The following is a 13211-nucleotide window of genomic DNA, read 5'->3' as shown; positions in this document are numbered from 1 at the left end:
ACTTACCGGAATAGTTTCTCACCATTGTTTATGATGAAGAAAATTATAATTTTATTTGCCCTGGTTTTACTTATGCAATCTTATGGTCAAGAAAACGGACCAAATTTTAATTTTACTTTTGATCACCAGTCGCTCGTCGTAACCAAACTGAGGGAAACAGGTGATTTTTATAAAAATGTTTTTGGTTTTGAAGAAATACCGCATCCAGAAAAAAAACTTGGCTTTAGATGGTTCAGCATTTATGGAAATTCTCAGTTGCACCTTATTAAAAAGGATATAGTTGAATTCAAAAAGGACAAGAGCATACATCTATGCTTGGCCATAGGGAGTTTAGAAAAATTTATTGAACACTTAATCAAAAATAATATTGATTTTTATGATTGGCCAGGTAATAAGGGCTCGGTCACCGATCGGGCGGATGGCGTAAAACAAATTTACATTCAAGACCCCGAAGGTTACTGGATAGAGATAAATACCGCAACGCATAAGTCATGAGTAGTGCTATTGTAAACATCATTCCTTTAGGTTTTCCTTGGCAGACCCAAGACCCTTTTCTTTTCTGTGTGTATCATTTAGATCACTATACAAAAGGAAACGAAACAATGGGTCCCGACCCTGAATTGTTGGAAGGTAGGGATTTAGGCAATGATTTTACCTTGAAAGACGGATGGCGGATGTATCACGGGCAGACCATCCCAGGGTTTCCAAATCATCCTCACCGAGGGTTTGAGACGATAACTATTGTAAATAAAGGATATTGTGACCATTCAGATTCGCTGGGTGCCGCTGGAAGATTTGGTGAAGGCGATACCCAATGGATGACAGCAGGTAGAGGCGTTCAACATTCTGAAATGTTTCCTCTACTGAATATGGAGAGTGGTAATACCCTAGAACTTTTTCAGATTTGGCTAAATCTTCCAAAAGCGGATAAATTTACAGAACCCCATTTTAAAATGCTATGGCATGAGGACATTCCGGTCATTAATGAAGAGAATGCACAAATAAAAGTGATAGCTGGAAATTATAAGGGTTCGCAGGCCAATGAGCCAGCGCCCAATTCATGGGCCGCAAATACTGATAACGAAGTCGCTATTTGGAATATTCACGTGGATGCAGATCAGGAGTTTGTCTTGCCAAAAGCGAAAACAAATGTAAATCGTACACTTTACTTCTATGAAGGATCCGAAATTTATATCGGAAACCGAAAAGTGAATCCAAATTTTGGAATACTATTGGATGCCTCTCAAGAAATTACCATTAAAATAGGAGATAAAAAGGCACATTTTCTAATGCTACAGGGAAAGCCCATTAATGAACCTGTTTCAAAATATGGCCCTTTTGTAATGAATACCGACGAAGAGATTCAAAAAGCTATGGAAGAATATCAATTGACCCAATTTGGTGGTTGGCCATGGCCTTATGCGGATAACGTTCATGATAGGGAAAAAGGGCGTTTTGCCAAATACCCAGATGGTACTTTGATTGAAAAATAAATGAAGCTTACGTTAAAACTAGCCGCAATCTATAACGTACTCTGGGGAGCTTGGGTAGTTTTATTTCCTGACCACTTTTTTGACCTTGTGGGTATGAACCCTTTAAATCATCCTATGGTATGGCAAGGAATGGGCATGGTCATTGGAGTTTATGGTCTTGGCTATTGGTGGGCTTCTTATGATCCCATGAGACATTGGCCTATAGTCGCCGTTGGGTTTCTTGGTAAAATATTTGGGCCGTTGGGATTTCTCTTCAACTATCTGCAAGATATAGTACCATTTGAATTTATCTATACATTGATCACAAACGATTTTATCTGGTGGGTTCCATTTTATCTCATTTTAAGAAAAGTACATATTGAATACAAATGGAAATTGACGGAATGAAAATAGAATTGCTCAGGCTGTTGTTTGATTTTGGTTTATTTGTACTTATTTGGATGGTACAGCTTATTATTTACCCAAGTTTTATCTTTTATGAAAAGAACAATCTCATAAAATGGCATCAGACTTACGTTAAACGTATCTCCTATGTAGTTGTTCCTTTAATGTTTGGGCAATTGTTTGTGAGCTTATGGCAGCTATATCAAATTACATCTTTGTATACTATTGGGAGTTTCGTATTGATAACTTGTGCATGGATTTCTACGTTTTCCCAATTTGTACCAATACACAATCAAATCTCATCGATAAAATTTGATTCAAAAATTTTAAAAGGTCTTGAAAAGAACAATTGGTTACGAACGTTTTTATGGTCTTCCGTATTCTTTTGGACTGCGATTACGGTTTTTACACGCGCGTAATAGCTGCTCCAATAGCCCTTAAACGTTCATCGATATTCTCGTAACCGCGATCTATTTGTTCAATATTGTGAATTGTAGAGATGCCTTTTGCAGAAAGTGCAGCTATCAAAAGTGAAACCCCTGCCCTAATATCTGGCGATACCATGGTAGTAGCTTTCAAAGTAGACTTAAAATTGTGTCCAATGACCGTGGCACGATGTGGATCGCATAAAATAATCTTTGCCCCCATGTCTATTAGCTTATCCACAAAGAAAAGCCGACTTTCAAACATTTTTTGATGGATTACCACCTCTCCTTTTGCTTGAATTGAAACAACCAACAGTATACTTAATAAATCTGGGGTCAATCCTGGCCATGGTGCGTCCGCGATGGTAAGAATTGAACCATCAATATAATTCTGCACTTCATACCCGTTTTTGTGCTTGGGAATATAAATATCATCTCCCTTACGCTTCACTTGTATTCCCAATTTTTGGAAAGCATTGGGTATTTGTCCCAAATCATCCCAACTCACATTCTTAATGGTCAACTCACTACGTGTCATAGCAGCCAACCCGATCCAGCTACCTATTTCTATCATATCCGGTAACATGGTATGTTCTGTACCACCCAAGGTTTCCACCCCTTCCACCTTTAATAGGTTTGAACCGATTCCGGAAATCTTTGCCCCCATCCTATTCAACATTTTGCACAATTGTTGCAAATAGGGTTCGCAAGCTGCGTTATATATTGTCGTTGTTCCCTCGGCCAAAACCGCGGCCATTAAAATGTTAGCGGTCCCTGTTACGGAAGCCTCGTCCAAAAGCATGTAGGTTCCTTTCAACTTTTCAGCTTCAACTCCATAAAAGTATTCCTCTTTGTTGTATCGGAACTTGGCTCCAAGTTTTATAAACCCTTCAAAATGAGTGTCCAAACGCCTTCTCCCGATTTTGTCCCCTCCCGGTTTTGGAATGTATCCTTTACCAAATCTGGCCAGTAATGGCCCTACCAACATAATGGAACCTCTTAGACCACGCCCATCCTGCTTAAATTGGTCGGATTGTAAATAATCCAAATTAATGTCATCCGCTTTGAACGTATAGGAGCCCTTGCCTTTCTTTTGGATTTTAACTCCTAAATCTTCCAATAAACTGATGAGCTTATTTACATCGATTATATCGGGGATATTGTTGATCGTAATTTTTTCACCTGAAAGCAATACCGCACAAAGAATCTGTAGTGCTTCGTTCTTTGCACCCTGAGGGGTAATTTCACCATGTAGTTGGTGACCACCTTCTATCCGAAATGTTCCCATGGATTCCTTTGGAATTTAATACCTTTTTTTACCTCTGTTGTTGCGCTGTCCTTTTTTATTGTTGCTACCGTTCCTATTTGACTTGGCAGAACGGTTTTTAAGAAACTGCCCACTATCGGTCAGGCTTTCACCATTTGGGGCTAAATCAATTTCGCCATTGCTCAGTTCCTTTAAATGTGCAAATATTGCGGAATCTTCAACAGTATCCTTGTTCCAGTTTAAGTAGCATTTTTTCATATGGTTCGCTATGGCATATTCCAACCCGGAACGCATATCGCCTTTTTCCCATTTTATGGCTACATCTATCATTCTTTTGATGTTGTTTCCATAAAATCGATATTTTGGAAAGTTCTGTGGATATTCCAATGGTTCAGGACGCTGTTGCAAAACTTCTTTTGGAGTAATCGGGAACGGTGATTCTACATCCAATTTAAAATCGGACATAATAAAGAGCTGATCCCATAGTTTATGTTGAAAATCGGCAACATCGCGCAAATGGGGCTGCAAATTGCCCATTACGCTAATGATTGACTTTGCAACTTTATTGCGTTCTTCCTTATCTTCTATGGAGACGGCGTGGTCTACCATTTTTTGGAAATGACGACCGTATTCAGGAATAATGAGCTTAGTTCGCTCTGTATTATATTGTAAATTTTCTACTAGATTCAAATTGAAAGAGTTTAATGAAATTAAATTATCGGGAAGTATATCCAATAACGTCCGCAAAATACTAAAATTATGGCAATTGGAGCTTTTATAAAGAAATTACTCCTTCGACCGAGGAAACTTCCTTATACTTTGCAATAACTTCGTCTGGATTTTTTAAATGTATCGTAATGGAAACGCTTGTATAAGTCCCTTTTTTTGATTTTTTCGATTCAATGACAGCCCCGGGCATGTTGAAGATATTCGTAATCTGCTCAATTCTTTTTTTATCCGTTGGAACTATGAACTTATATAGATAGTTTGAAGGCCATGAAGTACTCTCCAACAATTGTTCCTTTAACCTGGCATAAAATTCGTCGGATTTCTCTTTATCCATGTTTTAATTTTATACAAATATATGGGTTAGTCCACGATTTTTTTTCCTAGTGCCTAATTCATTACTTTGCGTGGAAAAAATATATTTTTTGAACACGAAAAAAGTAGTCATTACAGGTGCCCCCGGAACAGGAAAGACATCCCTGATCAATAGATTGGAAGATAAAGGGTTCTATTGTTTCCATGAAATCATTAGGGACATGACCTCAAAAGCCAGGAACAATATCAAATCTGATGTTGTAGGATCAAATCCATTGGTCTTTGTTAAGGATGCACGGCAGTTCAACAAAGATTTGCTTTACGCCAGAACCCAACATTTTAAAAAATCGCTTGATTTGGATATCGCCATCAGTTTTTTTGACCGAGGGATCCCAGATGTGCTTGCTTATATGGATTTCTTTGGACAAGATTATAATGAGGATTTTATAGCTGCCTGTGAGAACAATCGCTATGATGAAATTTATATTGTACCGCCCTGGAAAGAAATCTATGTTTCTGACAATGAACGCCTTGAAAGTTTTGATGAAGCTGAAGAAATCCATGAAGTGCTTATGGGCACTTATACTCGATTTGGTTACAAGCCGATTACAGTTCCAAAAAATACCGTTGAAGAACGAATATCGTTTGTTTTGTCAACTCTCAACCCAATCTAGTGCAGAAGCAACCTAAATCTATTTTAAAGGAATTTTGGGGCCATGATGCGTTTAGGGGGTCACAAAAGAAAATTATCGATTCCGTAATTACGGGTAATGATGTTTTGGCGTTATTGCCCACTGGAGGCGGTAAATCTATCTGTTACCAAATTCCCGGTCTGGCCAAAGAAGGTATTTGCATTGTAGTATCACCTTTAGTGGCTTTAATCCAAGACCAAGTAAATCAATTAAAATCAAAAGGAATAAAAGCTATTGCCCTAATTGGGGGTATATCTCATGAAGAGCTGATCAATCTACTGGATAATTGTTGTTTTGGAAATTATAAATTTCTTTACCTATCTCCTGAGCGTTTGCAACAGACCATGGTGCAAGAAAGAATAAGAGAAATGAACGTAAACACCATTGCCATTGATGAAGCTCACTGCATCTCACAATGGGGCAATGATTTTAGACCTGCCTATTTGGACTGCGCAATCTTAAAAGAACTCGCTCCAAAGGCACCCATGATAGCCCTTACGGCAACAGCTACGCCTAAAGTTGTGCAGGACATTTTAGAAAACTTAAAACTGGAACAGGTTCAGCTATTCAAGGATTCTTTTTCAAGGTCTAATATAAGTTTTAAGGTAAAACAAACCGAGGATAAACTATATCAACTAAAAAAATACTTTTCCACTTCCAAGGGTAGTGGAATTGTTTATGTAAGGTCACGGAAAATGTCCGTATCACTTTCGGAATTTTTGAATAAAAATGGGTTTACAGCCTCTTTTTATCATGGCGGCATTGCCAAGATTGAAAAAGAGGAGAAATTGAATTTGTGGCTAAAAGAAGATATTAAAATTATAGTAGCTACAAATGCTTTTGGAATGGGTGTGGACAAATCAAACGTTCGCTCGGTTTTACATTACCAAATTCCTGATAGTTTGGAGAGTTACTTCCAAGAAGCTGGCAGAGCTGGTAGGGATGGCCAGAGAGCTACGGCACTAATGCTGATTACTAAAGAGGATGAAGACTTGGCAAAACAACAGTTTTTATCTTCTTTGCCGAATGTAGGTTTTGTAAAAAGACTATATCTTGAATTGAACAACTATTTTCAAATTTCCTATGGTGAATCAACCATGGAGACATTCGGATTAGAGTTTAATTTATTTTGTAAGCGATACAGTTTTAATCCAAGCATGACCTATAATGGGCTGAGAATTCTTGACCAAAATTCTGTAATAGCATTATCAGATCGGTACAATGAAAAAAACATGCTTAGGTTTATTGCTTCAAAAGAGGGGATTTTTGATTACTTGAACCACAACAGAAAAGTTGCACCGCTTATACAGACAATTTTAAGGACTTACGGCGGAATAACTGAATACGAGACCAAAATCAATATTCATTTGATTTCACAAAAAACGGGGAAGACCGAAAAATATATAAAAATTATTCTTCACCAAATGCATATTGACGGGATTGTAGCATACAAAAGCTCATCCAACGATTTAGAAATAACTTTTTTGGTGCCTCGTGAAGATGAACGTACGATAAACATTTTCGCGAAAAAAATCACTGATTTCAATATCGTGAAAGAAAAAAATATGCGAACTATGTTGGATTATGTTAACAATTCCAGTTTATGCAGAAGTACCTTCATATTGAGGTATTTTGGTGAAAAAACCAAAGAAGATTGTGGTTCTTGCGATATTTGTCTGGAAAATAAAGGCGCTGCGCAAACAGATATAAAGGAAGAAATCATTAATTGTTTAAAAACCGAACCTAAAACTTCAAGAGAACTTGTTCCCTATTTTGCTGTTGAGGAAAAGGTACTTTTGGAAAATCTTCGACAATTACTTGAAGACGAAGTGCTACTATTGAATCATAACAACGAATATGTCATCAAACAATAAAAAGTCATTGCGAATAGTATTCATGGGAACTCCCGACTTTGCCGTTGGAAGTTTAAGAACCATTGTAGAATCAGGTTACTTGGTAGCGGCTGTCATTACGGCACCTGATAGACCTGCAGGCAGGGGAAGAAAGATTCAAGAATCCGCAGTTAAAAGTTTTGCGGTAGCTCAAAATTTAAAGGTGCTACAGCCCGTTAATCTAAAAGACGAAAGTTTTCTGGATGAACTCAAGAGCTTAGAGGCCAACCTTTATATTGTGGTCGCCTTTAGAATGTTGCCAAAGGTTGTTTGGCAAATACCAAAATATGGGACATTTAATCTTCATGCATCCCTACTCCCACAATACAGGGGAGCCGCTCCAATAAATTGGGCTATCATCAATGGCGAAACCGAAACCGGGGTCACTACGTTCTTTATTGATGAAAAGATAGATACGGGAAGCGTTATTCTTCAAAAAAAAGAAAAAATACATTTGGACGATACGGTAGGTACACTTCATGACAGGTTGATGGACCTTGGTGCCAAACTGGTTGTGGAAACCTGTAAAAGAATTGCCGATGATGATGTTTCTATTACGGTACAAAAGAATTTTGAAAATTTGAAACCTGCTCCCAAACTCAATAAAGAGAATCGTAAAATTGATTGGAATATATCACTGAAAAAAATTCATGACTTTATAAGAGGCTTGAGTCCTTACCCTGCTGCATGGTGTTACATTGTTAATGGCAAAAAAGAAGAGCCCATCAAAATTTACAAGGCCAAAATGGAACCTACGGAACATGACTATGAAATTGGAAAGTTGATTTTAGAAAAAAAGGAATTGAATGTTGCCACAAAAGATGGTTTTTTAAGAATCCTGGAAGTACAATTGCCCGGGAAGCGAAAAATGGAAATAGCTGATATTCTGAACGGTCTTAATCTCGATAAAAATGCATATCTCCGCTAAGCCTTATTTTTACTAGGCTCATAAATGACCTCTATTTTTTTCTACTTTATCAACAAACGTTTCAAGTTATTAACAAAAAACCCTATTTCCCTTGGTTTTACTTGCGTTAAACACAAATCCATATAAATTTGTTCAGCATTAAAGTTATTTTAACAACAATTAATTTAATTCCATTATGAACAAAACAGAATTAATCGATGCTATGGCAGCTGATGCAGGCATCACTAAGGCAGCAGCCAAAAAAGCATTGGAATCTTTCTTAGGAAATGTAGAGGGATCGCTTAAAAAAGGAAACAGAGTTTCTTTGGTTGGATTTGGTTCTTGGTCAGTATCCAGAAGAAATGCAAGAGAAGGTAGAAATCCACAAACTGGAGCTACTATTAAAATTGCAGCTAAGAACGTAGTTAAGTTCAAGGCAGGCGCAGAATTGAGTGGTGCAGTAAACTAATCAATTAGGTTTTAAAATATATTGGAGCACCTCTTAATTAAGAGGTGCTTTTTATTTTGACCATATTATGGCGTTTCTTGTAATTATCATACTATTATATTACATTTAGTAATATGAATTTATATTTTTATGGTTAGCCTTAAGCCAAAAAAAGGGAAACTACTGGTTGCTGAACCTACATTGACAGGCGACGTTTCTTTTAATAGGTCAGTAGTTTTGCTTGCTGAACATAACAATGAAGGATCAGTAGGTTTTATCCTCAACAAACCTTTGGATTATACTTTAAACGACCTTATTTCAGAAATAACCGTTCCATTTGAGGTTTTTAATGGAGGTCCCGTAGAACAGGATAATCTATATTTTATTCACAAAGTGCCACATCTGATCAAAGACAGTATTGAAATTTCCGATGGTATATTTTGGGGAGGGGATTTTGAAAAAACGGTAGAACTTATCAATAGTGAGACCATTACCGCACAAGATATACGATTCTTTTTAGGTTATTCGGGCTGGGATTCAAGTCAATTGGACCAAGAACTTTCTTCAAAATCTTGGATAGTTGTTCAAAATGAATATGAAAGCGGTATTTTAGAAAAATCTTCCAATGCTTTTTGGAAAGAAAAAATGGTGGAACTTGGTGGTGACTATCTCTTATGGTCCAACGCACCGGAAAATCCATCATTGAATTAAAACTGATCTATTCTGGCCTTTGCGTTCAGTTTTCCCAAAAGGCTTTTGCCCGTACTATTTCTATAATCCTTTTTTCTGTATTTAGTTATCGGTCGTATACCACTTATACTATTGGTAATAAAAAGTTCATCGGCCTTTTGAAGTTCAAATGGGGAAATCGAATCCTCTTGTAATTCAAGACCTTCGGTTTTCTTAATAATTTCGATTAATTTTTTTCTGATTATCCCGTCCAAACAACCATCGCTCAAAGGTGGGGTTTTTATTGCATTATCTTTTACCAAGAAAAGATTGCCGTTGATGACCTCAACGACTTGTTTATCATTATTTATGAGAATACAATTTTCATATCCGTTCTCCTGTGCATAAACGCCTGCAACTACATTTAGAATTTTATTGGTGGTTTTTAGATTGGACAGCATATCCTTATTTACAAAATAATCCTTAAAAAGCTCAACTTCATAACTATCGGAGCTAAGAAGGTAGAACGGAGACTCCAATGTACCTACCTCTATTAAATACGACACGTCATTGGTTATAGGACTGTAAAGACCACCATCTTTTCTGAATATTGTAAGTCTAACTCTTGCAGCAGTATTTTCCAAACCGTTGTTTGCAACTACTTTCTTTATCTCTTCTTCCAAAAATTCCAAAGTAAATTCCATTGGGATTTCCATTCTTAAAATACGCATGGATGACATTAACCTAAAATAGTGATCCTCCCAAAAGAAAACGTTGCCATTAATGCAGCGAATCGTTTCAAAGAGCGCATCACCGTATTTAAATCCTCTATTGTTGTAATTTAAGATCTCTCTGTCTTTGGAAAAGAGTTCCCCGTTAAAATTGAACATAAAAAAGTCCCGATTTTTATCGGGACCAAATATAAGGTATAGTTAAGAATTTTATTTTGAACCCAGTACTTGTTTTAAATCGGAAACTTGATTTTCCCATAACATTTTAGCTTCATCAACCTCATCTTCATCAGCAAAGTCAGTTATAAAAAGGGACACATCTTTTGTAATCTCATCTACAATTATGCGAATTTCAAAAAAACTATCATCATCATTTTCCTCCCAAGAAAACTTAACGAATTCATCACTTTTTTTCTTTAGCATTTTTGCATTTTCTTCAGAACCATCCCATATGAAAGTAAATAATTCACTACGGGAATTTACGTTGTCCGCATACCATTCAGATAGACCGGAAGGGGTAGATATGTACTGGTAAAGTAATTGTGGCGAAGCTTGAATAACAAATTCTATTTCAAATTTAATCTTATCACTCATTATGATACTCAATTTTTCTTTCAATATTGATATAATTTGGGAAGATATAAAAATTAATATCAAATAATAAATTAATAATGAATTTTGATTGAGCAAAAATTAAACTTTATATTTGCACCCGCTAAAAAGCACCTTGGCGAGGTAGCTCAGCTGGTTAGAGCGTCGGATTCATAACCCGGAGGCCGAGGGTTCAAGTCCCTCTCTCGCTACATTTTAACTAAGAAAATCCAAGATGTACATCTTGGATTTTCTTTTTTTCCCAAATATTCAATGCTTTGCTCCAGAGAATGATAATCGTTATTTATTATTAACATTCCAAAAGCAAAAAAATGCAATTTCAAGATAATCAGTATTTATACGAATAGCATTTAATTCTTCTTAAAATGAATCATAGCAAAATTATGTGCTATTATAAAGTTTATATGGTACGATTCTATATATCCGCACGTGCTGTCAAACTTTAAAGAATAAATTTGTGCAATCCAATAATCTTTTATGAGCAGTTTTAATTTTGTTGATGTAATTTTTTTGATAGGTATAGCCCAAGGTTTGTTTTTAGGTATTACTTTACCTATAGTCCACCAAAAGAACACTTCTGCAAATATCATTCTTTCGCTACAATTGATTTTTGCCTGTCTTATGCTTTTAATGAGGATGATTATCTACAAAGCGGAAGAAATATGGATTATACGGTATATCTGTATTGTAGAGACCTTTATTTTTATGTATGGCCCTTTGGGTTATATGTATTTAAAAAGACTTTTAGAAAAAAATCAACAAAACTACACTTTGGGTTGGGTTCACTATATTCCTGCCCTACTGTACTTTTCTTTTTTACTGGTCATTGCGAATTATACCGATAAAGAATATATAAGTAGATTGTCATCAGGTAAGTTTTATATTCCATTTCTTGTTGCTGAGACTGCTGCATTGATTTTGAATATTTATTATTGGTACTTGTGTGGCCGCCTTTTTTTATCGTACCAGAAGAATCAAAAGCACCAACTATCCTTTTCACAGCGAGCTATATCTTTTGTGAAAATTGTCCTATTCGTGATTGGGAGTATTTTATTTTTATGGGTTTTGGGTTTTATCAGTAAATACTTTTTAAACTACAATATCGATATTATCAGTTATAATATCATTTGGATCGGAATACCTATTTTAATTTATGTTGTAGGATACTATGCATTAAGGCAGCCCGAAATATTCAGGATTTCCACAAATAAAGACAAGCCCAATGCTGTTAAGTTCAAATTGGAAGATGAAGAAATTATTCATTTAAAACAGAATTTGGAAGTACTTATGGATAAAGAGAAAGTCTATCTGGACAACGAACTTACGCTCGTTGAACTTTCTAAAAGGTTGAATACCTCAACCAACAATCTTTCTTGGTTATTGAACAATATTTATAAAAAAAGCTTTTACAATTATATAAACCAACAAAGGGTAAGTGCTTTTTTGAGAAAGATCAAGAATAGGGAGCATTTGAGCAAAACCCTATTCTCACTTTCTTTAGAGGTTGGTTTCAACTCTAAGTCAACGTTTAATAAAGCTTTTAGGGAAGTAGTTGACGATACACCAAGTGGTTACATAAAAAAACATGCTATAAAGTAGTTCTACTCTATATAAACGGGCGATTTTCACTAGTAAATGAATTAGAATTGTTGAAATTTTAATTCAAAATATTATGAATGTAGTCAACCGTATCAAAAAGTTTAAATTTTTAATTTTAGTTCTTGCGGCCTTTACGGGAATACAATTTTCCTGTACCGAGGATTTTATTGGTCCAGTGCTTAAAAAAGCCCGAGTGGAAACCATTGTAGCTGACTTTCCGGCAAACGATGGTCTTTCTGTTGACCGATCAGGAAACGTTTATGCCAGTAATTTCTCTGGATATAGTGGAACGCAAATTTTCAAGGTAAATCCAAGAACAGCATCTGTTGAAGCAGCCGTAGATAGTCTAGTGGCGCCAACAGGAAACGTAATCGATAAAAATGGGTCTATATATGTAGCGAATAACATAAGAAAAATTGCCCCTGACTCTGGTCTGTTGCAAGGAGACATAGTACGAATTGATAGTGACGGTACTCGAACGGTTTTGGCAACCTTACCAGGTTTTCCATCTGGAATAGCTATTGACCGTAAGGGTAACATATTTGCCGCAAACTATTATTTTCCAGGAGTGCACAAAATAACCCCAGAAGGTGAAGTCAGTGTTTTCGTTAGCGACCAAAGGTTATTGTATTGTGTAGGAATAACTTTTGATGAAAAGGGAAATCTTTTTGTTGGAAATTTTAATAGTGGAGAAATATTGAAAATTAATAGCGATGCTTCCATTGAATCATTGGCAACTCTACCGACTGTTGTAGAAGGACTGGTTATTGGATATATTACCTATTTTGCAGGTTCTATATTTGCAACGGGAATAGGGGAAAATGTGATCTACAGGGTTTCAATGTCAGGTGAGGCAAAAATATTTGCGGGTAGCGGGGAAAAAACAACAACGGATGGCAATCTGATGCAAGCATCTTTTGATAGGCCAAATGGTATCACTGCAGATCATTTGAGAAAAGTTCTTTACATAACCGAATCTGGTGATTCTGTTTCTTTACGGGCAATAAAATTTAAGTAAACACATAACTGCTCAAATAGTTTATAACTTGTG

Annotated in this window: 16 protein-coding genes and 1 tRNA gene; 12 read left to right on the top strand and 5 right to left on the bottom strand. The window is 36.2% G+C overall.

What is annotated here, in order from left to right; all coding sequences use genetic code 11:
* The first annotated feature begins 30 nt into the window (after window positions 1-30).
* From HME9304_RS14355 to HME9304_RS14340, 4 genes are read left to right on the top strand one after another with little or no spacing between them, the layout of a single operon-like run.
* Window positions 31-495, top strand: coding sequence for a VOC family protein (locus HME9304_RS14355; RefSeq protein WP_239023296.1), 465 nt, complete (start codon window positions 31-33; stop codon window positions 493-495).
* Window positions 492-1493, top strand: a complete 1002-nt coding sequence (locus HME9304_RS14350; RefSeq protein ID WP_112379236.1) for a pirin family protein — start codon at window positions 492-494, stop codon at window positions 1491-1493. The genes HME9304_RS14355 and HME9304_RS14350 overlap by 4 nt, the downstream gene beginning before the upstream one ends.
* Window positions 1494-1880, top strand: coding sequence for an alkyl hydroperoxide reductase (locus HME9304_RS14345; RefSeq protein ID WP_112379235.1), 387 nt, complete (start codon window positions 1494-1496; stop codon window positions 1878-1880).
* Window positions 1877-2296, top strand: a complete 420-nt coding sequence (locus HME9304_RS14340; protein ID WP_112379845.1) for a hypothetical protein — start codon at window positions 1877-1879, stop codon at window positions 2294-2296. The genes HME9304_RS14345 and HME9304_RS14340 overlap by 4 nt, the downstream gene beginning before the upstream one ends.
* Here HME9304_RS14340 and murA read toward each other — a convergent pair.
* The 3 genes from murA to HME9304_RS14325 all read right to left on the bottom strand — a co-directional run bounded on the left by murA (window position 2283) and on the right by HME9304_RS14325 (window position 4632).
* A complete protein-coding gene (gene murA / locus HME9304_RS14335) occupies window positions 2283-3590 on the bottom strand; it encodes a UDP-N-acetylglucosamine 1-carboxyvinyltransferase (RefSeq protein WP_112379234.1) in 1308 nt (435 codons plus the stop codon). The genes HME9304_RS14340 and murA overlap by 14 nt on opposite strands.
* A gap of 15 nt (window positions 3591-3605) precedes the next feature.
* Window positions 3606-4259 carry a DUF4290 domain-containing protein gene (locus HME9304_RS14330; protein WP_112379844.1) on the bottom strand — a complete coding sequence of 218 codons (654 nt, stop codon included), beginning with the start codon at window positions 4257-4259 and terminating at the stop codon, window positions 3606-3608.
* 85 nt (window positions 4260-4344) lie between these two features.
* Window positions 4345-4632: a DUF493 family protein gene (locus tag HME9304_RS14325; protein ID WP_112379233.1), complete on the bottom strand. Its 288-nt coding sequence runs from the start codon at window positions 4630-4632 to the stop codon at window positions 4345-4347.
* 88 nt (window positions 4633-4720) lie between these two features.
* Between HME9304_RS14325 and HME9304_RS14320 the strand changes: the two genes are divergently transcribed.
* The 5 genes from HME9304_RS14320 to HME9304_RS14300 all read left to right on the top strand — a co-directional run bounded on the left by HME9304_RS14320 (window position 4721) and on the right by HME9304_RS14300 (window position 9260).
* Window positions 4721-5284, top strand: coding sequence for an AAA family ATPase (locus tag HME9304_RS14320; protein WP_112379843.1), 564 nt, complete (start codon window positions 4721-4723; stop codon window positions 5282-5284).
* Window positions 5284-7176: a RecQ family ATP-dependent DNA helicase gene (locus HME9304_RS14315; protein WP_112379232.1), complete on the top strand. Its 1893-nt coding sequence runs from the start codon at window positions 5284-5286 to the stop codon at window positions 7174-7176. The genes HME9304_RS14320 and HME9304_RS14315 overlap by 1 nt, the downstream gene beginning before the upstream one ends.
* A complete protein-coding gene (gene fmt, locus HME9304_RS14310) occupies window positions 7160-8122 on the top strand; it encodes a methionyl-tRNA formyltransferase (protein ID WP_112379231.1) in 963 nt (320 codons plus the stop codon). The genes HME9304_RS14315 and fmt overlap by 17 nt, the downstream gene beginning before the upstream one ends.
* Window positions 8123-8297: 175 nt before the next feature.
* A complete protein-coding gene (locus tag HME9304_RS14305; RefSeq protein ID WP_112379230.1) occupies window positions 8298-8570 on the top strand; it encodes an HU family DNA-binding protein in 273 nt (90 codons plus the stop codon).
* Between the two features lie 129 nt (window positions 8571-8699).
* Window positions 8700-9260, top strand: a complete 561-nt coding sequence (locus tag HME9304_RS14300; protein ID WP_112379229.1) for a YqgE/AlgH family protein — start codon at window positions 8700-8702, stop codon at window positions 9258-9260.
* On the opposite strand, the gene HME9304_RS14295 is transcribed toward HME9304_RS14300, so the two are convergent.
* Both HME9304_RS14295 and HME9304_RS14290 read right to left on the bottom strand, forming a co-directional pair.
* Window positions 9257-10108, bottom strand: a complete 852-nt coding sequence (locus tag HME9304_RS14295) for an aminotransferase class IV (RefSeq protein ID WP_112379228.1) — start codon at window positions 10106-10108, stop codon at window positions 9257-9259. The two genes, HME9304_RS14300 and HME9304_RS14295, sit on opposite strands and share 4 nt — an antisense overlap.
* A 51-nt stretch (window positions 10109-10159) precedes the next feature.
* A complete protein-coding gene (locus HME9304_RS14290; RefSeq protein WP_112379842.1) occupies window positions 10160-10543 on the bottom strand; it encodes an START-like domain-containing protein in 384 nt (127 codons plus the stop codon).
* Between the two features lie 135 nt (window positions 10544-10678).
* Between HME9304_RS14290 and HME9304_RS14285 the strand changes: the two genes are divergently transcribed.
* From HME9304_RS14285 to HME9304_RS14275, 3 genes are all read left to right on the top strand, one after another.
* Window positions 10679-10752 (top strand) — tRNA-Met (locus tag HME9304_RS14285).
* Between the two features lie 286 nt (window positions 10753-11038).
* A complete protein-coding gene (locus tag HME9304_RS14280) occupies window positions 11039-12160 on the top strand; it encodes a helix-turn-helix domain-containing protein (RefSeq protein ID WP_112379227.1) in 1122 nt (373 codons plus the stop codon).
* A gap of 73 nt (window positions 12161-12233) precedes the next feature.
* Window positions 12234-13178 (top strand): Vgb family protein, encoded by a 945-nt coding sequence (locus HME9304_RS14275; protein ID WP_112379226.1) that lies wholly within the window; start codon window positions 12234-12236, stop codon window positions 13176-13178.
* Window positions 13179-13211 lie beyond the last annotated feature (33 nt).

It is taken from the genome of Flagellimonas maritima (assembly GCF_003269425.1).
In the GTDB taxonomy this organism is placed as follows: Bacteria; Bacteroidota; Bacteroidia; order Flavobacteriales; family Flavobacteriaceae; genus Flagellimonas; species Flagellimonas maritima.
Note: the sequence above shows the minus strand (reverse complement) of the source record. Positions and strands in the feature narration are given on the sequence as shown.